The sequence below is a fragment of the Collinsella sp. AF31-11 genome, from assembly GCF_003475605.1.
GTDB lineage: Bacteria > Actinomycetota > Coriobacteriia > Coriobacteriales > Coriobacteriaceae > Collinsella.
Window position 1 is genome coordinate 25,938 of sequence record NZ_QRQS01000010.1, and the last position, 24,244, is coordinate 50,181.

The window sequence follows — 24,244 nt, forward strand, 5'->3', positions numbered from 1 at the left end:
CAGATGCAAGCCATCCTTCCCATACTTGAGTTTATCCAATCGATTCTGACCAAGCCAGCGTGGATCATGGGTCTGTTTGCCTTTGTGGGCCTTGTTGCGCTCAAGCGCCCTGCCCACAAGGTGATGACGGGAACCCTGAAGCCCATTCTTGGTTACATCATGCTGTCTGCCGGCGCTGCTGTTGTCCAGGAGAACCTTGCTCCGCTGGGCACCTTCATCGAGACCGGCTTCCACATCACCGGCGTCGTGCCCAACAACGAGGTCGTCGTTTCGATGGCTCAGAGCGTCCTCGGCGTTCAGACCATGATGATCCTGATTCTCGGCTACGTCGTGAACATTATCATTGCCCGCTTTACCAAGTTTAAGTACATCTTCCTGACGGGCCATCACAGCATGTTTATGGCTTGCCTGCTGTCTGCCGTTCTGCAGGCATCTGGCTTCCAGGATGTCCAGCTTGTCATCGTGGGCGGCATGTTCCTGGGCCTCGTGAGCGCTATGCTTCCCGCCGTTGGTCAGCGTTTCACCGAGAAGGTTACCGATGGCGATGAAATCGCCATGGGCCACTTCGGTTCACTCGCCTATTACATCTCCGCTGCAGTCGGTACGCTTTTTGCTAAGGACGCCGAGGAAAACAGCACCGAGAAGATCGAGGTTCCCGAGAAGTTCTCCTTCCTGCGCGACACCACCATCTCCACGGCTCTTACCATGGCCTTCTTCTACCTGGTTACCGCATTTGCCGCTTATGTTGCGGATCCCGCGGTTGTTACCGAGACCGCTGGCGGCGACAACGTGATTGTCTATGCCTTGACTTGTGCTCTGTCCTTCGCCGTCGGTGTCACCATCGTCTATAACGGCGTTCGCATGATCCTCGCCGACCTGGTCCCGGCTTTCCAGGGCATCTCCAACAAGCTGATCCCCGGCGCCATCCCCGCCGTCGACTGTGCCGTCTTCTTCCCCTATGCTCCTACCGCCGTCATCCTCGGCTTTGTCGCTTCCTTTATCGGTGGCGTGGTCGGTATGTTCATCGTGGGCGCTACCCTGGGCATCTTCATCATCCCGGGCATGGTTCCCCACTTCTTCTGCGGTGCTACTGCAGGTATCTACGGCAATGCTACCGGCGGTCGCAAGGGCGCAGCTCTTGGCGCTTTCGTCAACGGCCTGCTCATCACCTTTGCCCCGGCTCTGCTCCTGCCCGTTCTTGACGTCTTTGGTTTCAAGAACACTACGTTTGGCGACTTTGATTTCTCCGTCATTGGTATTACGCTTGGCCGCGCTGCCGAGGCCTTCGGTACCACCGGTGTCTACGCGATTCTCGCTGTCCTTCTGGTCGTTGCCTTCGTCCCCAACTTCATCCACACCAAGGGTGCTGTGATCAATCACGTTGAGGAAGAGTAATCCAGGCATACGTTAAGCCCTAATCGGGCGGAGCTCCGATAACCGGCTCCTACACGGAAGCGGTGACGTCTCAAATGAGGCGTCACCGCTTTTTATTTGGAGCGGTTATGAAAATGCGCTGACGAAGCATCGCCTCTGCGCCGTGAATGGAATTAATTACGATTAATGGCAAAAACGTTTTGCCGCTGGGTTGATTTAATAAAAATGGTAAAACCACAAAACCGTTCGCCGAGAAGATAAAAAACCGCAGTTCACGCCTTGATAAACGTAGATAAAGTGTTTAGCAGTTCCACGCCCGTATGCTAACGAAAGGAATCAGGCAGATGGCAATCAAGGTGTTCGCTGACGGTGCAAACCTCGAGGGCATGCTCGACATGTACGAGAACGGCAACGTTCAGGGCTTCACGACCAACCCGTCCCTTATGAAGAAGGGCGGCGTGACGGATTACCGCGCGTTTGCCAAGGAGGTCCTGGCCCACATCACCGATGTGTCCGTATCGTTTGAGGTCTTTGCCGACGACGTCGAGACCATGGAGATCGAGGCCCGCGAGATCGCTGCCTGGGCCGAGAACGTCTATGTCAAGATTCCGTGCGTGACCACCAAGGGCGAGTCCACGGCCGAGTTGGTGCGCAAGCTTTCCGCCGACGGCATCAAGGTCAACGTCACCACCATCTTTACGCCCGCGCAGGTTGACGAGATGGTCGACGCCGTCGACGCCGAGACGCCGTCCATCATCTCGCTCTTTGCCGGCCGCATCGCCGACACCGGCGTCAATCCCATTCCGTTTATGACGGAGTCGGTCAAGAAGGCCGCCGCCAAGCCCAACTGCGAGGTTCTGTGGGCGTCCACGCGCGAACTTATCAACATTTACCAGGCACAGGCCTGCGGCTGCCAGATCATCACGGTGCCCAACAGCATTCTGGCCAAGCGCAAGAACATCGGCCGCGACCCGTACGAGGTTTCGCTCGATACCGTGCGCGGCTTTGCCAAGGATATCGCGGCGCTCGGTTTCCATATCCTGCCGTAACGCGAACACTGGCTGCGCCGCGGATTGTTCGCCCCGGCCTTTCCTTTCCCTATCGCTCACGCGCTTCGCGAGGGTCGCGCTAGGCAAAGGAAAGGCCGGGGCTGCCGACGCGAACCCGTCGGTAGGTCCTGAGCTGAATCTCTACCTTTATTCCGATGGGGGTCGACAGCGCTACCCCGCCAACTGTCTCGGGCAGTAATGGGGCTGGGCTCGGATGGCAACGCCGCGTGCCGCTGGCGGCTTCGTTCGCCGGATGACGATTCGTGTTACGCGGCCGGCGTCACCTCGGACGGCGGCGTGGGCTCCGGCGGCATCGCGTGGACAACGCGGTTCCGCATCATGGATCAACTTGTAATCTAATGATCTTCTAATCCATATCTATCAAGTATCGAAAACGATCCGGCCCCGAGTTGGCAGTCATCGCCAAGGCAAAGGACCCTGCCGGCTATGTGTTCGGGGCGACGCGCAAGTCGCCCAAGACCCTTCGATTATCCTTTGTTCCGCGCATGTAAGATCTCATACTTGACGTGGTTGAACAGCTCTACCGGGCAAACGAGGTCTTTGCGGTTCGTGCCCATAAGTGCTCCACTAACAAAAATCGAGATATTCGGCCTCAGGGTGCCGTCAAGATTGCCAATATGGCTGAAAAACGTCCCGTACCGCACCTCTGCGGGTGCAAATATAGGACGTTTGTAGAATATCTGACGCTTATTTGTTGAGCTTGCACTTTGAAGAGGTGTTATCGCGGCCCAGTGAGGCCGAATATCTCAAAAATTGCAGGTGAGGATTAGCGGAAACGGCGTCTCGCACTTCGGGATATCGCCAAATCGCTTTAGAAGGAGAGACGCTCGGCGGAATGGGACCCGCCGAGCGTCTGCAGCGGCCTATTTGCCCCGCACCATGGTGAGCGAGATCTTCTTGCGGTCGCGATCGACCTTCTCGACCCACACTTTGACCGTATCGCCGACGCGCACCACGTCGCTCGGGTGCTTGACAAAGCGGTTGGCAAGCTTGGAGATGTGCACGAGGCCGTCCTGGTGCACGCCCACGTCGACGAAGGCGCCAAAGTCCACGACGTTGCGCACCGTGCCCTTGAGTTCCATGCCGGGCTCCAAGTCGTCGATGGAAAGTGCCGAGCGGCTAAAGACCACCTCGGGCGCGTCGTCGCGCGGGTCGCGGCCGGGCTTCTTGAGCTCGTTGACAATGTCGATGAGCGTCAGGGTACCGCAGTCCAGGTCGCTTGCCAGCGCCGAGATGCTGCCCAGACGGCGCTCGATGTCGGGCACGCCGCCGCGGCTGAGCTCGCTTGCTTTAACGCCGGCGCGCTCCAGGACGGCCGTGGCCACCTCGTAGCTCTCGGGGTGGACGCTTGTCGCATCGAGCGGGTTTATACCGCCGCTGATGCGCAGGAAGCCCGCGGCGTTGAGATATGCCTTGGGTCCTAACTTGGGAACCTTCTTAAGCTGGCGACGATCGGTAAAGGCGCCGTTTTCCTCGCGGTAGGCCACGATGTTCTTTGCCACGCTCGGCGTGATGCCCGATACGTAGCCCAGCAGGCTCGCGCTTGCGGTGTTTACGTCGACGCCCACGCGGTTGACGACGTCTTCCACCACGTGGCCCAGGGTGCGCGAAAGCTCGGCCTGGTCAAGGTCGTGCTGGTACTGGCCCACGCCGATGGACTGGGGCGGAATCTTGACGAGCTCTGCCAGCGGGTCTTGCAGGCGGCGGCCCAGGCTCATGGCGCCACGCACGGTGACGTCCAGGTCGGGATATTCTTGGCTCGCGAGTTCGGAGGCGGAGTACACCGATGCGCCAGCCTCGTTGACGATGGTGTATCGCAGCCCGGGCGCCTGCTCGGCAATGAACTCCGAGACGACTTCCTCGGTCTCGCGGCTGGCGGTGCCGTTGCCGATGACGATGGTGTTGACGCCGTCCTTCTTGACGAGGCGGGCGAGCTCGCGCTTGGTGCCGGCGACGTCGTGGCGCGGCTTGGTGGGGTAGACCACGCCGTGGTCGAGCAGCTTGCCGGTCTCGTCCATGACGGCGACTTTGCAGCCGGTGCGGTAGCCCGGGTCGAGCGCGAGCACGCGGGCGCCACGCACGGGGCGCGCCGAGAGCAAACCCTCGAGATTCTTAGCAAAGACATTGATGGCCTCGGTCTGAGCGCGGACGGTGAGTTTGGCGCGGGCCTCGCGCTCAAGCGAAGGGGCCATGAGGCGCTTGTAACCGTCAGCGATGGCGGCGTCAAAGACGGGCGCAAAGACGCCCTGGCGTCGGGGCCAACGGCTGCCGAGACGTGCCGTGGCGGCAGCGCCGTCGACGTTCACGCGCACGCGGAGCTTGCCCTCGCGCTCACCGCGGTCGATAGCCAGCACGCGGTGATTGGGTATACGGCGCAGCGGCTCGTCATAGCTGTAGTAGGGCTCGTAGGGGGTCTTCTCGGCGGGGTCGGTTGCCTCGACGACGATGTCGGCGGTGTTTTGCGTAAAGGCGCGCAGGTCGGCAACGTTCTCGGGGTCCTCGGCCACCGTCTCGGCCACGATGTCCGCTGCGCCGGCGAGCGCCTTCTCGGGCGTGTCGAAGCCGGCCTCCTCGTTGACGTAGGCCGCGGCGGCGTCGAGCGCGCTGCTCTTGGCCGAGGCCTGCATGATGATCATGTTGGCGAGCGGCTCCAGGCCTGCCTCGCGGGCCTTCTGCGCGCGGGTCATGCGCTTTTTGCGGTAGGGCTTGTAGAGGTCCTCGACACGCTGGAGCTGCGTGGCCTCGCGAATCTGCTGCTCAAGCTCGGGCGTGAGTTTGCCCTGGGCATCGATGAGCAGGATGACGTCCTCTTTGCGCTGTTCAAGATTGCGCAGGTAGGACAGGAGCTCGTCGAGTGCGCGCAGGGCGACGTCGTCCATGCCACCCGTGGCTTCCTTGCGGTAGCGCGAGATAAAGGGGATGGTGTTGCCCTCGTCGATGAGCTTGACGGCTGCCTCGATGTTGACGGCCTTAAGGTTGAGCTCGCGGGCGAGCTGGGCGATAAGATCCATGGGACTCCTTGCGTTTAAGGTGCGTTTGCAGCACAGGGCTACCAAGGATACCACCCGTCCCAAAAGACTGTTTTTGGGGCCGCGCCACGAAAACGGTCTATCTACTACGTTTGAACCGTATGGGTCGACCATCCCCCGGTTTTCCGAAAATACGCAAGCCGTCTACCTGCGGTTTTTATTTCGCGAAATTCGGCATGGTTGAGGGTGGTCGGCTGAACGTAGTAGATAGGCCCATTTCGTGGCGAACGAACTAAGCTGAGGCGCAAAATAGCCTCGCTCCAGAATAATCGTCGGCAAGGTAGCAAAATGCCCCGCGGGCAGGAGGCTGCTCGCGGGGCAAAGAAGAGGGACTTGTTGGTGGCGGACCGAGGGGTCCGGCATGGGGTTTCTGCCGCGGTCGCTCTTAAGGCATTACAGCTCGACGAGCTGGCCGGTCTCGGCGGCCTCCTTGATGGCGTTGAGAAGCGTGAGCGTCTTGACGTTATCGGCGGGGGTCACGACGGGCTCGACCTCGCGGCGAACAACCTTTACAAAGTGCTTGAGCTGCATCTTGTGCGGCAGTGCCGGGTCGACGGCCGGAATCTCCATCTGCAGCGGCTTGTGCCAGTTAGAGGCGCCGTCGTAGGAGAACTGGTGCAGGCGGGGCAGCGACAGGGCGCCCTTAGTGCCGCCGATAAAGTAGGCGTCGGCGTCGAAGGGGCGGTACTGCGGATCCTCGCGAGCGGTTGCCTCCCAGTTCCAGGGGCTGGCGGTGGCGTCGGAGATGGTCATGCTTGCGAGCGCGCCATCGGCAAAACGGACGTTGACCACGGCGGAGTCCTCGGTCTCAAAACCGCGGGCGGCGCTGGACTGCATACCCTGGACGGCAACGGGCTCGCCCAGCAGGTAGCGGAGCAGGTCGACGTCGTGCACCAGGTTGACCAGGATCGGGCCGGCACCCTTCTTGCGGCGCCACTCGACATCGAAATACTCGTCATTCTTATAGATCATGTAGTGGAAGCTCGACACGGTGAGCTTGCCCAGCTCGCCGGACTCGATGATCTCCTTGGCCTTGTTGACGAAGGGGTTGTGGCGACGGTGCTGACCCACGAGCACGGGCACGCCGGCGGTTTCGGCCTCGGCGGCGAAGGCCTGGGCATCCTCGAGATCGTTGGAGATCGGCTTTTCGACCAGCGGCACGATGTTGCGCTTCACAGCCTCGCGGGCTACGCCCAGGTGCAGGTCGTTGGGCGTGGCGATAATGACGGCCTCGGGCTTGACCTCGTCCATCATCTGGGCGGGATCGGTGTAAAACGGCACGCCGGCGGCCTCGGCCGTGGCACGGGCGCCTTCAAAGGCGTCGGCGATGGCGACGAGCTCGGCCTCGGGCTCCTCGGTGACAAAGCGGATGTGGTTGCGGCCCATGGCGCCGGCGCCGATAACGGCAATGCGGACGGGGTTGAGCTCAGACATTTCGACTCCTTAATACTGGTGACCGGTGGAATGCGACAAAGGGGCTGTCCCTTTGTCGCATCGGTAAAACTAGGCGGACTTCTTCTTGCTGTCGGAGACCATCATGTAGACGGTGAGCACGACGGCGATGGCGGCGATCACAATGGCGCCGTAGAAGGACTGCTGGTAGGCGGCGCTGCCGGCCTCGGCGTGATACAGCACGGCGGTGATGGGCTGGCTGATCCAGGTGGAAGCGGCATAGCCCAAAAACATGATGCCGTAGTTGACGCCGATGTTGCTGGTACCAAAGGCGCCACCGGTGAGCGGCGGGTAGATGACGAGCAGGGCGCCAAAGCTAAAGCCGAGCAGGGCGAGCGCCACAAAGAACATGCTCTGCGTAAAACTCATCGACATGATGACGAGTGCGATGATGGTGACGACAAGGCTGATGAGCAGCGACTTATAGGCGCCGAGCTTGTCGATGATCTGGCCAAAGGACAGACGGCCAACCAGGTTGGCGCAGGTGTTGACGGAGACCACCACGCCGCCGAGGGCGACGGCCGCGGCGCTCGTGGGGTCGGCGAAGAGCTGGACGGCGGCGATGGAGGCAACCTTGCCCACGAGCAGGGTGCCCGCGGTGGCGGCAAAGGCGAAGGTGACGATGAGGACCCAGAAGCGCGGGGTCTTGACCATCTCGCCCGGGGTGAGGTCACCGAAGGTGCCGGCATGTGCGCCACCCTTGGGGGCCTCGAAGCCCTCGGGCAGCCAACCGGCCTCGGGGGCCTTCAGGAACAGGGCGGAGGCGGTGATCATCACAAAGAAGATGACGCCGAGCGCCTTAAGGGCGCCAAAGATGCCCAGGCTTGGGATGAGCAGCGAGGCGAGCACCGGGGACAGCACGGCGGGACCGGCGGTCGAAGCGGCCAGGGTGATGCCGGAGGCGAGACCCTTCTTGTCGATGAACCACTTTTGACCGGTGGTGAGCGCGGGGTTGTAGCCCAGGCCGTTGCCGATGGCGGCGACGAGCGAGAACCACAGGTAGAACTGCCACGGCTCGGTGACGGTGCCGGACATGAACCAGCCCAGGCCGTAGCACACGGCGGCGGCGATCACGACGTTGCGCGGGCCGATCTTATCGGAGATGCGGCCGGCGAAGATGCCCGTCACGGCCATGATGGTCTGGAAGACCGGGAAAGCCCAGGTAAGGGCGCTGGACCACTCGGGGTAGACGGCGAGCAGGTTCTTGCTCACGACGGAATACAGCGCGATGGAGCTGATGAAGAACATGGTGACGCACGCGGCGGAAAGCACGACGGCGCGACCCTTGTTGGAGTTGGTGGAAGCCATTGGACTCTTTCTAATCGATACGGGGGAGGAGCGGTCGTATCCGCGGGTCTCCCTGTTAGGTTGGTTTACTGGTCAGTCGGCTTGGCGACGCCGGACTCATCGGACCAAAGCTCGACACCCTTGTTCTTGAGGTAGTTGTCGGCATAGGCGCGACGGCCGCCGGGCTTGGCGGTGAGGTCGCCCATCATATTGGAGAAGCCACCATCGACCTTGATGGCGTCGCCGGTGGTAAAGTCCGAGCGCTTGGACGCCAGGAACATGACGGCGTTGGCGATATCACTGACCTCGCCGATGCGACGCGTGGCGATCAGGCGGCTGCGGCTCTTTTCGACCTCGGTGTCGGCGTAGAAGTTGGCCGACATCGGGGTCTTAACGAAGCAGGGCTCGACGCAGTTGGAGCGGACGCCGTAGGGGCCCCACTCGGCGGCGAGCATCTTGGACATCATGTTGACGCCGGCCTTGGTGGAGCTGTACACGCCCGAGAACGTCTCGGGGGAGTGGCTGGCGACGGTCGAGATGTGCACCAGGCGGCCCTGGCCGGCCTTGATCATCTCGCGACCAAAGCGCTGCGAGGTGATGAAGTAACCGGTGAGATTGACGTTGAGCACCTGCTCCCAGTCGCTCAGCGGCAGGTCCTCCATGGCGGCGAAGCGCAGGATGCCGGCGGTGTTGACGAGAACGTCGACGCGGCCGAAGTCGGCGATGGTGGCGTCGACGGCGGCCTGAACCTCGGCCTCGTCGGTGGCGTTCATCTTGTAACCCTCGGCGTGGATGCCAAACTCGGCGGCGAGGTCGGCGGCAGCGGCCTTGACCTTTTCTTCGTCTAGATCGAGCAGGACGACGTTGGCGCCGTTGCGGGCGAACTCGCGGCAAATCTCGACGCCCATACCGCCGAGTGCGCCGGTCACGGCGCAGACATCGCCCTCGAGCTTAAGCCAGTTGCTCATAGGAACTTCCCTTCTTGTGCCTCCCGGTGGGTCGCTCCCATTAACCGACCCACGTGGTTTTCGCTGGTTATCGTATGCTTTGCATTTGCGCAGGTGAATTGCATATTTGTTAGAATGGCGTTAACCGTAGGTTCACACCGTGTGCCGCAATTTGCCTGTGCTGAGCATGTGACCTGCGAAAACGACCCCCTGCGGCACCGTGTGGCCGTACGAGCGAAAACGGAGAGACGACGTGTACGATCGACGACTTGAGGCCATTTCGGCCGCCGCGGAGCTGGGAAGTTTCTCGCGCGCCGCGGCAAAGCTGCGCGTGTCGACGCCGGCGCTCGTCAAGCAGGTATCGGGGTTCGAGGCTGAGTTCGGCATTACGCTGTTCGAGCGTTCGCATTCGGGCGTCAAGGTGACGCCGGCGGGGGCGCTGGTGGTCGACGATGCACGCTCGATCATGCGCCAGTCCGAGGATGCCCTGCGCCGTGCCCGACGCGCAGCGGGCGATGGCGGCGCGGTGCGCCTGGGCGTATCGATGATGTGCCCAGGCCGTCAGACGCTTTCGATGTGGACGGGCGTGCACGAGTTGGAGCCGTCGTTGCGCTTTGAGATCGTGCCGGTGAGCGACCTGTACGACGAGCGCGAGACCGTTATGCGCAGCTTGGGCCGCGAGGTCGATGTGGTGCAGTCGAGCTTTTCGACCCCGCGCTGGGGCGATGCGTGCCAAAAGCTCCTCATCGTCAACGTGCCGTTTTATATCGATGTGCCTCGCACGAGCCCGCTTGCGCGTAAGAGCCGCATCACAGTTGCCGACTTGGAGGGCATGCGCCTGCGCGTGCTGCGCCACGGCAACGACGCCATGGACAGTCTGCGCATCGACCTTTTGGCCGACGGCGGCGTGGACGTGATCGACGTGGACAGCTTCGACTTCGCACTCTTTAACGAGGCCGAGGAGAAAGGCGACGCGGTACTCACCTGCGGCGCGTGGTCGGGCGTGCATCCGGCCTTTGTGGGCGTGCCGTTCCTGTGCGGCCGCGAGGTGCCGGTCTATCTGCACTACCCGCTCGAGCCCACCCTCCAAGTACAAAAATTCGTCAACGCCATGGCCCAACTCCTCAAGTAGTTAATTTGTGTGACAAAGGGACAGTCCCTTTGTCACACAAAACGAGGCCCTGGCCAAACGGCCAGGGCCTCGCAAACTTTTATTCCGTTTTTAATGACGGGCTGATCGCGCGCAGGAGGGCGCCCCGGGGGCGGCGGGGTATTTCCTCCGCGCGCAGTTTCGCAGCGCAGCGAGAATGTTTGAGCACGGAGGAATTACCCCGCCCGCCCCGGGGCACCCTCCGTCAGTAGCCGGTCCTACTCGAGCTCAAACGCACCCGTATACAGCTGATAGTAATACCCGCGCTTGGCGATCAGCTCGTCGTGGTTGCCGCGCTCGATGATGCGGCCGTGGTCCAGGCAGATGATCGCGTCGGAGTTGCGCACGGTGCTCAGGCGGTGTGCGATGACAAACGTCGTGCGACCCTCCATGAGCTTGTCCATGCCTGCCTGCACGATGGCCTCGGTGCGGGTATCGATGCTCGATGTGGCCTCATCCAGAATCATTGCCGGCGGATCGGCGACGGCGGCGCGTGCAATCGAAATCAGCTGGCGCTGGCCCTGCGACAGCTGTGCGCCGTTGCCGGTGAGCATGGTGTCGTAGCCGTCGGGCAGGCGGGTGATAAAGTCGTCCGCGCCCGCGAGCTTGGCCGCCGCGATGCACTCCTCGTCGGTGGCGTCCAGGTTGCCGTAGCGGATGTTATCCATCACGGTGCCGGTGAACAGGTTCACGTCCTGCAGCACCACGCCCAGCGAGCGGCGCAGATCGGCCTTGCGGATCTTGTTGACGTTGATGCCGTCGTAGCGGATCTTGCCATCGGCGATGTCATAGAAACGGTTGATGAGGTTGGTGATGGTCGTCTTGCCGGCACCGGTGGCACCGACAAACGCGACCTTCTGGCCCGGCTTAGCAAACACAGACACGCCGTGCAGCACCTCGTGGTCGGGCGTGTAGCCAAAGTCGACGTTGTCCATGACCAGGTCGCCGCGCAGCGGTACGTACTCGATCTCGCCGGTCGCGCGGTGCGGATGCTTCCACGCCCACATGCCGGTGTGGTGGTCGGCCTCCTCGAGCTGCCAGGTATCGGGGTTCACCTGCGCGTTGACGAGCGTCACGTAGCCTTCGTCGGTCTCGGGCTTCTCGTCGATGAGCTCAAAGATGCGGTCGGCGCCGGCGAGGCCCATGACCACGGCGTTGATCTGCTGCGAGATCTGACCGATCTGTCCGCAGAATTGCTTGGTCATGTTGAGGAACGGCACCACGACGGCGATGGACAGTGTCATGCCCGAGATGCTCAGGTTGGGCACGCCCAGCGCCAGGAAAATGCCGCCTGCCAGTGCGACCAGCACGTAGAGCAGGTTGCCCAGGTTCATAAGGATAGGCATGAGGATGTTGGCGTACATGTTGGCCTTCTGCGAGACCTCGAAGAGCTTTTCGTTGCGCTCGTCAAAATCGGCCTCGGCGGCAGACTCGTGGCAGAATGCCTTGACGACCTTCTGGCCGTTCATGACTTCCTCGATATGACCCTCGACCACGCCGAGCTCGGTCTGCTGCGCAATGAAGAAGCGCGCGGAGTTGGAGCCGAGCAGCTTGGTCATAAAGGTCATAAAGGCGACGCCCGCCACAATGACCAGGCACATCCAAACGCTGTAGTACAGCATGATAAAGAACACCGTGACGATGACGATGGTCGTCATGAGCAGGTTGGGCAGCGACTGGCTGATCATCTGGCGCAGCGTGTCGATGTCGTTGGTGTAGTGGCTCATGATGTCGCCGCGCTGGTGCGTGTCGAAGTAGCGGATCGGCAGGTCCTGCATGCGGTTGAACATCTTCTCGCGCAGCTTCTCCAGCGAGCCCTGCGTGACGATGGCCATGGCGCGGTTCCAGAAGAGCGAGGACAGGATGCCGACGCCGTAGATGCAGGCGAGGGTGGTCACGAGCTGTGCAATCTTGGGCTGTGCGGCTTCCCAGTCGCCCGACTGCCACGATTCGCTAATGATCTGCAGGGCGCTCTGAAGGAAGGTCGCGCCGATGGAGTTGATGATGGCGCAGAGCACCACGCCGGCGACGACGAGGGGCAAAAGCGCGGGGTAGAAGCCAAAAAGCGTCTTGATGAGGCGCGACATGGTGCCGCCCTTGCGGTTGAGCGCGCGCTCGGCGGTCGTTGCCTTACTCATGTGCCTCGCCTCCTTCCTGGTTCTGAGCTTGCGTTACGGATGCCTCGGTGCCGGCTTCGACGGCCCCTTCGCCTTCGGCAGACATCTTGTTTTGCGAGGTAAAGGTCTCGCGGTAGATCTCGCTCGTCTTGAGCAGCTCGTCATGGTTGCCGATCTGCGCGATACGGCCGCCCTCCATGACGATGATGCGGTCTGCGTCCTGCACGGAGCTGATGCGCTGGGCGATGATGAGCTTGGTCGTGTTGGGCAGATAGCTTGCCAACCCTGCGCGGATCTTGGCGTCGGTCTTGGTGTCGACGGCGCTGGTGGAGTCGTCCAGGATCAAGATCTTGGGGCGACGCAGCAGGGCACGCGCAATGCACAGGCGCTGCTTCTGACCGCCCGAGACATTGGAGCCGCCCTGCTCGATCCAGGTGTCGTAGCCCTTGGGGAAGCCGTCGACAAATTCATCGGCGCAGGCCAGATGTGCTGCCTCGCGGACCTCCTCGTCGGTGGCGTTCGGGTCGCCCCAGCGCAGATTCTCGGCGATGGTGCCGCTAAACAGCACGTTTTTCTGCAGCACCATGGCGACCTGGTGGCGCAGGGCGTCCAAGTCGTAGTCGCGCACGTCCATGCCGCCCACGCGCACGGTGCCCTCGGTGGCGTCGTACAGGCGGGCGATGAGGTTTACGAGCGTGGACTTGGCCGAGCCGGTGCCGCCGATGATGCCGATGGTCTCGCCGCTCTTAATGTGCAGGTCGATATCGTCGAGCGCCTGGCGCTTCGCATGCGCAGAATACTTAAAGCTCACGTGGTCAAAGTCGATGGAGCCGTCGGCCACCTCGAGCACGGGTTCGGCGGGATCGGCGATCGTGGGCTCGGCGGCCAGCACCTCGGTAATGCGGTGCGCCGATTCGTCGGCCATGGTCACCATGACAAAGATCATCGACAGCTGCATCAGGCTCATGAGGATCTGGAAGCCATAGGTAAAGATCGAAGAGAGCTGGCCCACGTCGAACAGCGTACCCTGGCTCGTGATGATGAGCTTGGAGCCCAGGTAGATGATGACGACAAATGCGCCGTTGACGCAGATGTTCATCATGGGGTTGTTAAAGGCGAGCAGCTTCTCTGCGCGGGTGAAGTCCATCTGGACGTCGCGTGCGGCGGTCGCGAACTTCTCCTTCTCAAAGTCTTCGCGCACGTAGCTCTTAACCACGCGCATGCCGGTGACGTTTTCCTCGACGGACTCGTTAAGGGCGTCGTACTTGTGGAACACGCGCGAGAAGATGGGGCGCACCTTAAAGATGATAAAGAACAGCCCAAAGCCCAGCAGCGGAATGATGACCAGGTAGACCATGGCAACGCTGCCGCCCATGATAAACGCCATGGTAAAGGCGAAGATCAATACCAGCGGCGCGCGCACGGCGATACGGATGATCATCATAAAGGCCTGCTGCACGTTGTTGATATCGGTGGTCAGGCGCGTGACGAGCGAGGAGCTCGAGAACTCATCGATGTTGGCAAAGCTGAACGTCTGGATCTTGTAGAACAGGTCGTGACGCAGGTTCTTGGCGAACCCGCAGCTCGCATGGCTGCAGGTGACGCCGGCAGCGGCGCCAAAAGCAAGCGACGTCAGCGCGATGAGCACCAAAAAGCCTGCGGTGGGAAGCATCTCGGCTACGGTGGCACCGTCTTTGATGGCGTCGATCAGGTTGGCGGTGATAAAAGGAATCAGCATCTCGCAGAGCACCTCGCCAAGCACGAGCAGCGGCGTGGCAACGGTGACTTTCATATAGTCGCGGATGCTTCCCATGAGGGTTTTAATCATCCAGTTCCTCCCAGGTTACACGGATTTTCTCGAGCATTTCGGCGAGGTCCTCGCGCTCGTCATGGGTGAGCGCGCTAAAGGCCCGTTCTCTAAAGCGGATGCGGGCCGCCTGGTCGATGCGGGCGTTTTCCCGGCCGGTTTCGGTCAGACGAATGGTGAGTTGCCGTCGATCCTTGGGGTTACGGCTGCGTTCAATGAGGCCGTTGAGCTCGAGCTTGGACAGGATCTCGGAAAGCGACCCCGGCTTGAGGTCAAAGTGCATGCCGAGTTCCTGCTGCGACATCTCGCCGCCGGGCTGCTTGGCCAGCAGGCAGATGATGGGCGCCTTGCCGGACACGCCTCCGCCATGAAAATGCATGTAATGGCCGCAAAAACCCAGGCCGCTCAGGATGCGCTTGGCGAGCTTGTCTTCGCCGTTAACTGCTTCGGGCACGTCTGCCGGCTCCGAAGGATCGCCGCCGGGCTCATGCGGGCGAAGGTTAAGGGGTTCATCGCACATGAATTCGTATCGCTCCTTTCTTTAGTTAGGTAGTGGAATTGTTTTGTGCCTAACTAATCTAGGAGTGCCACACAAGAATGTCAAGGTACCAAACTTATTTAGTTACGGCGCCGCAAAACATCGGGGTAGTCGTTGGGGACGTTCTTAAACGACTAGTCGTTGGGGACGTTCTTGTTTGACTAGTCATTTAAGAACGTCCCCAATGACTAACTTCAAAACTATGCCGGATTACGGGGCTGAACTGCGGATTGTCGACCATACCGAAATTGGTAAAAAGAAAACCGCAGGTAGAAGGCTTGCTATGATTTGAAAATAGAGGGTGTGGTTGACTCATTCAGGTTCAGCCCCGTAATCCGGTGTAGTTTTGAAATGGCACTGAATGAGTGGCGGCGAATGGGCCGCAATGAAGCAGGCTAGCCCCTCGTTTCCGAAACCTTTCCGCAACAAACTGTCCTCCACGGCGCAAGCTTTCGTCCGTAGCGTTCCCTGCGCTACACTTAGTCGCACTGTGGCGCCGCCGCGCCGCGCCCGACCCAAGGGGGACACTCATGAAGAACACTCAGCTGCTGCTGATCAACGATATGTGCGGATACGGCAAGGTCGCGCTTTCCGCCATGCTGCCGGTGCTGTCGCACATGGGTTACCGTATCCATAACCTGCCGACGGCGCTTGTGTCCGATACGCTCAACTACCCCAAGTTCTACATCCACGACACCACGGAGTACGTGCGTCAGAGTCTCGCCATCTGGGAAGAGCTCGGCTTTGAGTTCGACGCCATCTCCACTGGCTTTATCGTGACCGAAGAAGAGACGCGCATCATCTCAGACTTTTGCCACCGCCGCGCGCAAAAGGGCACCAAGGTATTCGTCGACCCCATCATGGGCGACAACGGCAAACTTTACGCCGGTGTGCCCGAGTCCACGATCGGTCTCATGAGGCATCTGCTCGAGTGCGCCGACTATGCGGTGCCCAACTATACCGAGGCGTGCCTGCTCACCGACACGCCCATTGCCGAGCAAATCACGCCTGACGAGGCCCACGCCCTTGTGGACGCCATGCGCGCGCTGGGCGCCAAGTCGGTGGTCATTACGAGCGCTGTGGTCGACGGCACGAACGCCGTCATCGGTTACGACCACGTGGCGGGGGAGTACTTCACGATTCCCTTCGACCTGATCCCGGTCTATTTCCCGGGCACCGGTGACACGTTCTCGGCGGTGCTCGTCGGTCGCGTTATGGCTGGCTGGAGCCTGCAGCACGCAACGGCCGATGCCATGCGTGTGGTGGCCGAGCTTATCGAGCGCAACGCTGACCAGGAGGACAAGTCTGCCGGCCTGCCCATCGAGGCCTGCCTGGATGTGATCGACCATGAGTAGCGCCAGCGAAAGCGGCCCCGAGCCCGCGAGCGAGGGCAAGTTGCTCGGCGCGCCACGCGGCAAGCGCCCACGTATCCGCATTAGCTGCGTGGACCAGCTGGGCACGTGCCGCTGCCACCATGGCCACAAGCCCGGCGACGTCTTCGACTTCGACCGCGATCGCGGCAAGATGTGCTCCATGGCCTGCCATGTGGGCTTTCCCTATATCGACATCCTGCGCTACGGCGGAACCGTGCCCGGCAACGAGCCCGGTACGGCAAAGTTCTGCTGCCCCGAGGTCGATACGTTGAACGTCTGGCTCGCCGAGATCGTCGACGAGTAATCGAGCGTGGATTTTCTCCCACCAAGATAATGAGCGTGGATAATCTCCCGTTTAGAGCGCCGTTTTGCGTTCAAAGTGGGAGATTATCCACGCTCAATTTGTATGCGGGAGATTATCCACGCTCATTTTATGCCGATGGCGTGGCTCACGCATCCGCGCCGCCCGGGCGCCTACAGTTGCTCGAGCATGGCCGTGCAGCCGGCGAGCACATCGCGGTAGGTGGCATCGAAGTTGCCGGTGTACCAGGGATCGGCGACGTCGCCGGGGCGATCGGTCCAATCCAGCAGCCGCGAAATCTTGCCGTCGGCATCGTCGCCGAAGATGCGACGCAGGCCGCGCGCGTTCTCGGCATCCATATAGACGATGTGGTCCCAGTCACCATACTCCGCGCGACGAACCTGGCGCGCGCGGTGCGCAACGACGGGAATCCCGACCTCGCGCAGCTTGGCGACGGTGCCATGATGCGGAGGGTTGCCAATCTCCTCGGTCGAGGTCGCGGCAGAATCAATGACGAACTCCGCCTCGCGCCCAGCACGGCGCACCAGCTCGGCAAACACCGACTCAGCCATCGTCGAGCGACAGATGTTCCCATGACAGACAAATAGGATTTTGCGCATTGGCTAAAACCTCTCGAATATCAGAGTTTTCGCAGATAATCGCACTGCTTTTTGATCCCTCGTCAAGGACAGAATATCAAATTGATTCATAAATGAGCGGATTATTCTTCTTTCCAGCGTCGTAAGAATTGTCGTAAAGAACGAGGGTTTACGACTTGTTGTCACAATGTTGACCGTCCTTTGCATCCAATTTTCAGCATATCCTCTCTGACGTCGTCGAAATCAAGATGGGTGTATGTGTTAAAAGTCACGTTGATGTCGGAGTGGCCCATGATGCATTTTAGCTTCGCAGGGTTCATTCCCCTGCGTGCCATCTTCGAGCAGAAGGTATGTCGGCAGACATGTGGTGTGATTTTGGGAAGCTCATCCTTGTAGATGCGATTATGTTTCTCTATCGCGTGGTGGAAGTACTTCTCCCAGTGCAGGGCAACACGCGGCATCTCGTTTTTATCAAGAAACAGAAAACCGCTAACACCGTCAACGACCGGCTCACTCGAAGGCTTTAGACGTTGCGCAAGGATACTCCTGAAACACTCTGTCACGGCTTGAGTCATGGGAACATAGCGGATCCCGCTCTCCGTCTTGGGACGTTCGATGTAGTATCGCATGTTGCTGGTCCGCTGAAGTTGCTTGTTTACCCGAATGCTTCCGTTTTTGAAATCAAGGTCTTCGACGGTAAGACCGCAGAATTCAGAAATGCGCAGGCCCGTATTTAGAAGGATGTAGATGGCGTCACGATAGCGGTGAAAGTGTTCATCGCCCTCCACGAAAGCAAGAAATCTGCGTTCTTGGTTAGTGGCCAAGGCCTTGCGTGTAACCATGTCGTTTGTCAGTATCGTTGCGAGCTCGAAATAGAAGGGATTTCGGCGAATCAGGCTGTTCTCCTCTGCCAGTTGAAACGCCGGTCTCAGAACACCACGGATGCTATGGATTGTGCTATAGCGCTTGCCGTGGATTTTTTGCAGGTTGATGAGCCATTCCTTGGCATCAAGGGAGGTGACACCGCATATTCGTCGCGAGCCGAATTCATCTGTAGCAAGAAAATTGAGGATTGTCTTGTAGGCGGCTCGAGTGGATTGTTTCACGGCAGTCTTTGTTTCAGTGTAACGAGATGCGAGTTCGTAGACTGTCATATTGTTCGGCGCGACCTTATCAAGCAGATCGCGCTGGATCTCATGCTCCAACGCGCGCAAGCACGGACTGGCTTTCTTCCCCTTCGGAGTTAGATCATGAGTTGTCAAGGTCCACGAGTAGACGCTCCGCGTTTTACCTCTTGCATCCACATACTTGAAGCAGTAACGGCCGTTTTTTCTCTGGCTTTCCCCGCGTCTGAGGATTCGCCCTTTGCTGTCTTTTCTCACAGTCACTAGCAGGCTCCTTCCTGTTCAGAAAAGAGCCCTGATGCGATATTTCAAGATTATCGCACGGGGCCCGATTGGTTAAGCTGTCAAGTGCGAAACGGTGTCGAGAAGCTCTTTATAAAGAGCGTTGGCGCAGGACGAGGGGGCGAGTCCTCGCGCATAACTCGAATATGGGTTTGTACGAGAGGAACCTTCGACCGGCCAGTATCCGTCGAGATCGTGCCTAAACTCAGAGAGACAGATCTCCCTCGTCTGCATCTCCGCAACGACGGAGAGGCGCCTCTCAAGTTGACCAAATCCGTCGACATCGTTTTGCGGACGATAAGTCGCGGATCGGCGCATCTGTTCTCCATAGAATTCCAAGGGGCTGTAGGGCGTCGTGACGATTACGAGATCGGCGGCTATCGCTTTGTCGGAATATCGGGACGGTGCCATCACCTCATGCTCCATCGCATAGGGATCCGTGATGCGAAGCAGGTCGGCGTAGGGGATGGATGAGGGACGAAGTTCGTCAAGAATCACCGTGTGCTTGCCCTCATACCCCTGAAAGATGTCTCTCGTAGATCCAGAGACGAAGAACGGTTCGCCCTTCCGCTTCGCATAGAGCTTTGCGAGGGTGGACTTCCCCGTTCCAGCAGGCCCGAAGATCCAAACTGATTCCACCCTTCTTTCGCCCTTGAGCATCAACCCCCGCCATTCCCGGGCCTGAACCTGAAGGCGGCGTGCATAAACGTCTTCGATCTGACGCTATGTCCGGGCATATTCGGATCCGGAGAGCTGAGAGATCAAGGACTCCTTGTCGATACGACCTTCGAGAAGGTCATCGAGAAGGACTTTGATGCTGCTATGGGACCTCGTTCGAGCAACGCGCGACTCAATAGAAGCAAGTAGCGCTGGGTAATCGAAATTGGAGCGCACGATTTTGGGGTCGTACTGATGCTTGGATCGTGTGCCATCCGTTCTGTGGCACAGGTAGGAAAAACCGTTTTCCACACCTGCCTTCCAAGCCTCGATGCGCTCAGGTTTATCTCCAAGGAGCTTCGCGATGCTATTGAGCGAGCGCGGATTCTGGAACTCCATCATCACGTGAAGATGCGCGGCTGCCGGACGTCCCGCGTCCGTCGTGTCGCTGTCGTGCACGATGCCCGCATAGCGCTTCGGGGCGAGTGTTTCGATTCTTCGGTACATTTCGTCCACAAGACGGGGCAGGTGATCGAGCTGCTGCTCGTACATCATCGCGCGGGTCTTCATGGGCAGAGAATTGGTCATGGTTCCGAGTCCTTTCTCGTAAATGAGCTATTTCGGGACGATTTTGGAACGCGCCCGAGGGTGCGCCTTGGGATAACAAGCTCCCCAAGGCGCATAAATGAGCAGAATTTCAAGTAATGGAACAATCGACGGGGTCCGCTTTTGCTGCGCGAAGCGGACCCCGCGGTGGTTATTCTCTGAAGTACAGGTCAAGGAGCCGCCCAAGCTCGCGGTACACGGGGAAGTCCATGATCGGAAAATGCACAAAGCCGATGCGGTCGTGCGCCCCGTCCGTACTGCTGAACCAAGCGTCGCCCGGGGAGAAGGCGCGAGGTGCACCGAGGTCGAGCAGGCGTTCCGCGCCCCATATGAGCCGCGCCTCGGGAAGCGTCGGCTTGAAGAGGACGCGGGTGCTGCACGCCGAGCGCAGCATCGACGGCAAGCCCCCCTCCTCAACAGACGCCTCGGCGATCGAGATGATGGCGTAGCAGCCCGCGCTCGCCCCCATCGTTACGATGCGCTTCACCAGCCCATCAAACGTCGCGAGGCAGTAATCGGGGTCCTCCTTGCTCGCGCGCTTGGGAAACAGCGTGCGGAGTGCCACGTACTCATCCATGAAGAGAAGCGAAACGTGAAGCCCCGCATCCCACCAGTGCACGGCGTCTCCCGTCTCTGTCGACCTGTCGTTGAGGAAGCTCTGTCGCTCTTTGATGCTGTCGGCGAACCGTGATAACGCAGACAGGATTGCGCGAGCGTCCCCGTCAGCATTCAGTGAAACCACGCGAGGAAGTCGGGAGGGCTCGGCCTGCTTGGGGTCTATGATGAGGACTTGCGATCCGTGTCCGTCAGGACCAGCCAACAGGGCTTGGAGCAAGAGGGCGATCACGCCCGTGGTCTTTCCAGCGATGAGCATGGAACCGGAGGTGCGGAGGTCGATGCTCGTGCCGTTTTGAACGCGGAATTCGTAGGCGTTCGCCGGGCACAAATCCTCGACACGCGATGCCTTGATCTCTCGATGCAACGTCACATCTTCAAGGAAGAAGGTCACTTGATTGCATGCGACGTCTGCTTCGGCAAGTACGACGGCGTAGCGGGAGAACCTTCCGCGAAGTCGGGAGCTAATGCTAGGTCCCATCTTCGATATTTCTTCTGCCGTTGAGGATGAGGTTGAGATGGCGAGCTCGAACTGTCCAGGAGCCGTCTCTTTGCAAGAGATGTCGGGAAGAAGCTCGCCTTCTCGCAGGTGTAGAGGATTCCCGTAACGTGGATCAAAGAGCCCCTTCCTAATGCGTGCATGCAACCGTGTTGATTCAGATAGCATGACGTAATGTGTGATCCCTCCCGCAAACAACATGGTCCCAGCGAGGCTAAGAGTGGCCGCTGCGGAGGTAAGGTTGCCGCCAAACGCCATCACCGTACTGGGCTCTATGGCGATGGGCGCAAGAATGGTGTTCACGAATAGCCCGATGCAATAAACGCACGCGGCGACCGCAAATAAAGCGACCCCCAGCACACAAAGCTTTGCGCTGGGGGTCGAATACACGATCGCCGGTGCGCCACTGGAGTAACGCACCACAATCACCTAGCCCTTCGCGGGGATGACGGTAATGCCGTCCGCCGTGATGGACAACTGGTTGCGATAATCACCGTAAACCTTTGCGACCACGCCGGTGGGAATGACGTGCTGATTGACGGGAATCTCGATATCATTCGAAACCTTGATGGAAAGCTTCTCGAAACGATTGCTGACCACCTCGCCTTCGTTTTGGTGATACTGCGTGTTATCGGTTGTGATCACCACGTCGATCTTGGTGCCGCGATGCTCTTTGGTGTTTTAATCAACCCATTTACCACCTCCGACACAAAGGAATGTTAGTGTCGGAAAAATTTAGCCAAATATAGTCGGCCGAGATTGACCAATCCCGGCCGACCCATTTTGGCCAACACGCCCGCATCTATGACTTTCCTATCGCATTCCTACATCCCCTCGGGCTGGATCCCCCTCACCTTCACCGCCTGGGGGACGGCCTCCACCGAGTACGTGTCGAGCCCCCTGCCGCGGTAGCTCGGGCCCCGCATCACGAACACCGACGCCTTGTCGAGCAGCCTGTCGAGGGCGGCGTGTTGGCGCCACCAGCGTAGTGGCGGCGGGGAGGCACGGGGGCCATTATTCGGTGACCGGGATTGGTCAAAATCGGTTGACTATTAGCGGCTAAAATCGCCCGGCGCTAACAGGAAACGCTTGCCTTTCGCAAAAGCTTCCCAATCGAACTTCATAAACTGATTCAATTTCCTCATACTCGAACTCCTCTCAATCCAATTATTTGCTGACTCCGCGTTGCGGCTCGCCGTGGACATCGAGATAGAGGCGCAGGACGTTGCGCAAGATCTCCTCGACATTTCTTGTTGCGGCATGAAGATCATCGTCCCCAAACATTGCCCCATGGAGCTTCGTGTGGGCACAAAGAATCTGGCGATACATGACGCGAGAGAACATCTCTTCGGCCTTCAGGGCATGTCGAACAGCTCGTTCAGAACAAGTCGGCATGCTCGCCGAAGACTCCTTTATAGACGACATTGCCGTACTGGTTGTTGAGATGGAGCCGCATTCAAACGGTCCGCGCATGATCTTCGGTCGGGTCATACACACCTCTTTCCTAAAATTGGATATTACCGACGATTCGTCAATCGTCATCGAGCACTCGGTGAGCACATCATGCCATAAGCTTCTGAGCTGGGATTATTTCGCAAGGACCTGTCGTTCTCGACGTCCTCTGATGAGAAGAAGTGGGGCGTAATGATGACAAAGTATTCAATCACGGAACAAACACAATTTAATAATCACCCAGATGGGGCAAATATGGACATCCAGATATTGAATCGTCGGTATCGTTGGTGTCGCTGAGCCTTCAGGCTGAGGGGGATGGGCCATTTGCGCTGAGTTGCTTGCAAAACGGGGGAGGGGATATCAGAAGAAGGCGGCTTGCAGAAGACATGCCTGAGCGCTAGAGGAGGGGCTGACCAATAGTGTGCTCCTCTTCTGGGGCCAAATCCAAGCGGAGGGGGCATGAGGCCGAGAGGAACTGCTCGTCATGGCTCACCAAAACAAGCGCGCCGGGAAAGGCGGAAAGCGCTCGCTCGAGTGCCTCCACCGAGTGCAGGTCCAGGTGATTCGTGGGTTCGTCCATGACGATGATTTCGGGGGCATCTAGTATACCGCGGGCGAGCATGAGCTTCCGCAGCTCCCCCGGGCTGATGTTCTCGCCGGACAATATTCGTTCGGGATCCGAATTGAGTTGCGCAACGATCGAAAGCAGGGCTCCACGTTCGGCTTGGGGCAGGTCCTTGATTTCCGAGAGGAATTCAATTGAGGATGAATCGTCGACTTCCTGAGGGATATACAGCGTGCGAATGTCCAATCCCGTGGCCTTGCGGCCTTCCAATATCTCCAGGATATGCTTGACCAGTGTTGTTTTCCCCGCTCCGTTGGGGCCGCTTATGCCCAGATGATCGGTATTTCCCAGATAAATCTCGGGAACCCGCAAAGATTGCCTCGGGCCGCACGGTATGCGATCTGAGCTGACGTGAATCAGTGTTTTGCGCGGGCTGGGTTGCGCTTCCATCCACAAGGTGCTTTCGTAGCGCTTTTCGACATGGTGGGCGTCGACGGCGGCTTGCGCGCGCTGGATTCGGGAGTCCATGCGCGAAGCGAGCTTGCCCGCAACGCCGTCTCTGCCAGTGAGAATGGCGAGTTTGATTCGTGCTTTCGCGTCGTGATCCTTCGGATCGACATGACGGGCGCTTCTCTTGGATGCGGACCGTGAGGCGTTTTCAACGCGCCTGATATACTCAGCCTTCATGCGCTTTTCTTCGGATCGCGCAATCGATTTGGCCCGCGCCGCGCTTTCGCGCTCCAGATTCGCCTGCGAGCGAGCTTGGGAGTAGTTGCCGGGGCGCATGGTGACGTGCCCCGACTCAAAGCACAGGCAGTCCTTTGCCAAGGAGTCGAGCAACGCACGGTCGTGCGAGACGAGGAGGCCAATACCCTTGTACTCGGCGAGTGCTTTGCAAATCTGCCTTCTGCATTCTGCGTCCACATGGTTAGTCGGTTCATCCATTGCCAGAAGATCGGGATTCTGCCAAAGCGCGACGGCTATTTGAATTTTCTTCTGCTCGCCACCGGAGAGCTCGGAAAAACGCCAGAGCATATCATCGGTGATGCGGAGCATCCTTCTGAGGTGCGTGGTCGCCGGGGCGAAGTCGCACGCAAAATCGAAGAGCATGGGCGGTTCGACTCCGGCTTCTTGCGCGCAATATGCGGAGACGAGACGCGGTGAAACGACGCCGCGATCTGGAATCAGAAGTCCGCACGCAATGCGGACGAAAGTTGATTTCCCGCACCCGTTGTCTCCGACGATGCCGTGCCAGCCGGGGGCAAATGTCGCCGACACGTTGTCGAGTGCGGGCATTGCGCTGCCAGGATATGCATAAGTAATATGGGAAAGAACGAGGGTGGTGGAGCTGTTCAAATTGGTTCTTGACATTGTGCCTCCTCGGCATGGGAGGCCGC

20 protein-coding genes are annotated in these 24,244 nt (G+C 59.4%); 5 read left to right on the forward strand and 15 right to left on the reverse strand.

The annotated features are described in order from the left end of the window. Nucleotides 1-3 precede the first annotated feature (3 nt). The gene (locus tag DWZ22_RS07490) at nucleotides 4-1,395 is read left to right on the forward strand and encodes a PTS ascorbate transporter subunit IIC (protein ID WP_117793885.1); all 1,392 of its coding nucleotides are present in this window, start codon (nucleotides 4-6) and stop codon (nucleotides 1,393-1,395) included. Nucleotides 1,396-1,718: 323 nt separating this feature from the next. Further along, complete coding sequence (locus tag DWZ22_RS07495; protein WP_233546471.1) at nucleotides 1,719-2,423, forward strand: transaldolase; 705 nt, start codon at nucleotides 1,719-1,721, stop codon at nucleotides 2,421-2,423. A gap of 884 nt (nucleotides 2,424-3,307) precedes the next feature. Here the strand turns inward: DWZ22_RS07495 and DWZ22_RS07500 are convergent. The 4 genes from DWZ22_RS07500 to DWZ22_RS07515 form a co-directional block, all read right to left on the reverse strand. After that, nucleotides 3,308-5,455 (reverse strand): Tex family protein, encoded by a 2,148-nt coding sequence (locus DWZ22_RS07500; protein WP_118405818.1) that lies wholly within the window; start codon nucleotides 5,453-5,455, stop codon nucleotides 3,308-3,310. A gap of 411 nt (nucleotides 5,456-5,866) precedes the next feature. Continuing rightward, nucleotides 5,867-6,907, reverse strand: a complete 1,041-nt coding sequence (locus DWZ22_RS07505; protein ID WP_006235665.1) for a Gfo/Idh/MocA family protein — start codon at nucleotides 6,905-6,907, stop codon at nucleotides 5,867-5,869. 69 nt (nucleotides 6,908-6,976) lie between these two features. Beyond that, the gene (locus DWZ22_RS07510; RefSeq protein WP_118405819.1) at nucleotides 6,977-8,233 is read right to left on the reverse strand and encodes an MFS transporter; all 1,257 of its coding nucleotides are present in this window, start codon (nucleotides 8,231-8,233) and stop codon (nucleotides 6,977-6,979) included. Nucleotides 8,234-8,298: 65 nt separating this feature from the next. Continuing rightward, nucleotides 8,299-9,180, reverse strand: a complete 882-nt coding sequence (locus tag DWZ22_RS07515) for an SDR family NAD(P)-dependent oxidoreductase (RefSeq protein ID WP_118405820.1) — start codon at nucleotides 9,178-9,180, stop codon at nucleotides 8,299-8,301. A 232-nt stretch (nucleotides 9,181-9,412) separates the two neighbouring features. Here DWZ22_RS07515 and DWZ22_RS07520 point away from each other — a divergent pair, with 232 nt between their 5' ends. Next, a complete protein-coding gene (locus DWZ22_RS07520; RefSeq protein WP_118405821.1) occupies nucleotides 9,413-10,291 on the forward strand; it encodes a LysR family transcriptional regulator in 879 nt (292 codons plus the stop codon). 236 nt (nucleotides 10,292-10,527) lie between these two features. Here the strand turns inward: DWZ22_RS07520 and DWZ22_RS07525 are convergent, their stop codons facing one another. From DWZ22_RS07525 to DWZ22_RS07535, 3 genes are read right to left on the reverse strand one after another with little or no spacing between them, the layout of a single operon-like run. Beyond that, on the reverse strand, nucleotides 10,528-12,447 hold the full coding sequence (locus DWZ22_RS07525; protein WP_118405822.1) for an ABC transporter ATP-binding protein: 1,920 nt from the start codon (nucleotides 12,445-12,447) through the stop codon (nucleotides 10,528-10,530). Then, a complete protein-coding gene (locus DWZ22_RS07530) occupies nucleotides 12,440-14,254 on the reverse strand; it encodes an ABC transporter ATP-binding protein (RefSeq protein WP_118405823.1) in 1,815 nt (604 codons plus the stop codon). Before DWZ22_RS07530 ends, DWZ22_RS07525 begins: the two co-directional genes overlap by 8 nt. Then, entirely contained in the window at nucleotides 14,247-14,753 is a 507-nt protein-coding gene (locus tag DWZ22_RS07535) for a MarR family winged helix-turn-helix transcriptional regulator (RefSeq protein ID WP_117734890.1), read from the reverse strand. The genes DWZ22_RS07530 and DWZ22_RS07535 overlap by 8 nt, the downstream gene beginning before the upstream one ends. 548 nt (nucleotides 14,754-15,301) lie before the next feature. Between DWZ22_RS07535 and DWZ22_RS07540 the strand changes: the two genes are divergently transcribed. Then, nucleotides 15,302-16,126 carry a PfkB family carbohydrate kinase gene (locus DWZ22_RS07540; protein ID WP_117743457.1) on the forward strand — a complete coding sequence of 275 codons (825 nt, stop codon included), beginning with the start codon at nucleotides 15,302-15,304 and terminating at the stop codon, nucleotides 16,124-16,126. Continuing rightward, complete coding sequence (locus DWZ22_RS07545; protein ID WP_117743458.1) at nucleotides 16,119-16,448, forward strand: TIGR04076 family protein; 330 nt, start codon at nucleotides 16,119-16,121, stop codon at nucleotides 16,446-16,448. Before DWZ22_RS07540 ends, DWZ22_RS07545 begins: the two co-directional genes overlap by 8 nt. Before the next feature lie 170 nt (nucleotides 16,449-16,618). Here the strand turns inward: DWZ22_RS07545 and DWZ22_RS07550 are convergent, their stop codons facing one another. From DWZ22_RS07550 to DWZ22_RS07590, 8 genes are all read right to left on the reverse strand, one after another. Continuing rightward, nucleotides 16,619-17,065: a low molecular weight protein-tyrosine-phosphatase gene (locus DWZ22_RS07550; RefSeq protein ID WP_117743459.1), complete on the reverse strand. Its 447-nt coding sequence runs from the start codon at nucleotides 17,063-17,065 to the stop codon at nucleotides 16,619-16,621. A gap of 161 nt (nucleotides 17,066-17,226) precedes the next feature. Further along, a complete protein-coding gene (locus tag DWZ22_RS07555; RefSeq protein WP_199407132.1) occupies nucleotides 17,227-18,432 on the reverse strand; it encodes a site-specific integrase in 1,206 nt (401 codons plus the stop codon). Between the two features lie 72 nt (nucleotides 18,433-18,504). After that, nucleotides 18,505-19,110 carry a hypothetical protein gene (locus DWZ22_RS07560; RefSeq protein ID WP_117734894.1) on the reverse strand — a complete coding sequence of 202 codons (606 nt, stop codon included), beginning with the start codon at nucleotides 19,108-19,110 and terminating at the stop codon, nucleotides 18,505-18,507. 63 nt (nucleotides 19,111-19,173) lie between these two features. After that, nucleotides 19,174-19,695, reverse strand: coding sequence for a Rep family protein (locus DWZ22_RS07565; protein ID WP_118405824.1), 522 nt, complete (start codon nucleotides 19,693-19,695; stop codon nucleotides 19,174-19,176). A 169-nt stretch (nucleotides 19,696-19,864) separates the two neighbouring features. Next, the gene (locus tag DWZ22_RS07570) at nucleotides 19,865-20,809 is read right to left on the reverse strand and encodes a hypothetical protein (protein WP_147352280.1); all 945 of its coding nucleotides are present in this window, start codon (nucleotides 20,807-20,809) and stop codon (nucleotides 19,865-19,867) included. A 447-nt stretch (nucleotides 20,810-21,256) separates the two neighbouring features. After that, the gene (locus DWZ22_RS07575; RefSeq protein WP_117743463.1) at nucleotides 21,257-21,472 is read right to left on the reverse strand and encodes a hypothetical protein; all 216 of its coding nucleotides are present in this window, start codon (nucleotides 21,470-21,472) and stop codon (nucleotides 21,257-21,259) included. Nucleotides 21,473-21,994: 522 nt separating this feature from the next. Next, the gene (locus tag DWZ22_RS07585; RefSeq protein WP_117734898.1) at nucleotides 21,995-22,318 is read right to left on the reverse strand and encodes a hypothetical protein; all 324 of its coding nucleotides are present in this window, start codon (nucleotides 22,316-22,318) and stop codon (nucleotides 21,995-21,997) included. 361 nt (nucleotides 22,319-22,679) lie between these two features. Further along, a complete protein-coding gene (locus tag DWZ22_RS07590) occupies nucleotides 22,680-24,218 on the reverse strand; it encodes an ATP-binding cassette domain-containing protein (protein WP_117743464.1) in 1,539 nt (512 codons plus the stop codon). Nucleotides 24,219-24,244 lie beyond the last annotated feature (26 nt).

Excerpts from the sequence above, each read along its gene's own strand:
- DWZ22_RS07490 (WP_117793885.1), top strand. The coding sequence starts at position 4 with ATGCAAGCCATCCTTCCCATACTTGAGTTTATCCAATCGATTCTGACC.
- DWZ22_RS07495 (WP_233546471.1), top strand. The coding sequence starts at position 1,719 with ATGGCAATCAAGGTGTTCGCTGACGGTGCAAACCTCGAGGGCATGCTC.
- DWZ22_RS07500 (WP_118405818.1), bottom strand. The coding sequence starts at position 5,455 with ATGGATCTTATCGCCCAGCTCGCCCGCGAGCTCAACCTTAAGGCCGTC.
- DWZ22_RS07505 (WP_006235665.1), bottom strand. The coding sequence starts at position 6,907 with ATGTCTGAGCTCAACCCCGTCCGCATTGCCGTTATCGGCGCCGGCGCC.
- DWZ22_RS07510 (WP_118405819.1), bottom strand. The coding sequence starts at position 8,233 with ATGGCTTCCACCAACTCCAACAAGGGTCGCGCCGTCGTGCTTTCCGCC.
- DWZ22_RS07515 (WP_118405820.1), bottom strand. The coding sequence starts at position 9,180 with ATGAGCAACTGGCTTAAGCTCGAGGGCGATGTCTGCGCCGTGACCGGC.
- DWZ22_RS07525 (WP_118405822.1), bottom strand. The coding sequence starts at position 12,447 with ATGAGTAAGGCAACGACCGCCGAGCGCGCGCTCAACCGCAAGGGCGGC.
- DWZ22_RS07530 (WP_118405823.1), bottom strand. The coding sequence starts at position 14,254 with ATGATTAAAACCCTCATGGGAAGCATCCGCGACTATATGAAAGTCACC.
- DWZ22_RS07535 (WP_117734890.1), bottom strand. The coding sequence starts at position 14,753 with ATGTGCGATGAACCCCTTAACCTTCGCCCGCATGAGCCCGGCGGCGAT.
- DWZ22_RS07540 (WP_117743457.1), top strand. The coding sequence starts at position 15,302 with ATGAAGAACACTCAGCTGCTGCTGATCAACGATATGTGCGGATACGGC.
- DWZ22_RS07545 (WP_117743458.1), top strand. The coding sequence starts at position 16,119 with ATGAGTAGCGCCAGCGAAAGCGGCCCCGAGCCCGCGAGCGAGGGCAAG.
- DWZ22_RS07550 (WP_117743459.1), bottom strand. The coding sequence starts at position 17,065 with ATGCGCAAAATCCTATTTGTCTGTCATGGGAACATCTGTCGCTCGACG.
- DWZ22_RS07560 (WP_117734894.1), bottom strand. The coding sequence starts at position 19,110 with ATGCTCAAGGGCGAAAGAAGGGTGGAATCAGTTTGGATCTTCGGGCCT.
- DWZ22_RS07565 (WP_118405824.1), bottom strand. The coding sequence starts at position 19,695 with ATGACCAATTCTCTGCCCATGAAGACCCGCGCGATGATGTACGAGCAG.
- DWZ22_RS07570 (WP_147352280.1), bottom strand. The coding sequence starts at position 20,809 with ATGGGACCTAGCATTAGCTCCCGACTTCGCGGAAGGTTCTCCCGCTAC.
- DWZ22_RS07585 (WP_117734898.1), bottom strand. The coding sequence starts at position 22,318 with ATGACCCGACCGAAGATCATGCGCGGACCGTTTGAATGCGGCTCCATC.
- DWZ22_RS07590 (WP_117743464.1), bottom strand. The coding sequence starts at position 24,218 with ATGTCAAGAACCAATTTGAACAGCTCCACCACCCTCGTTCTTTCCCAT.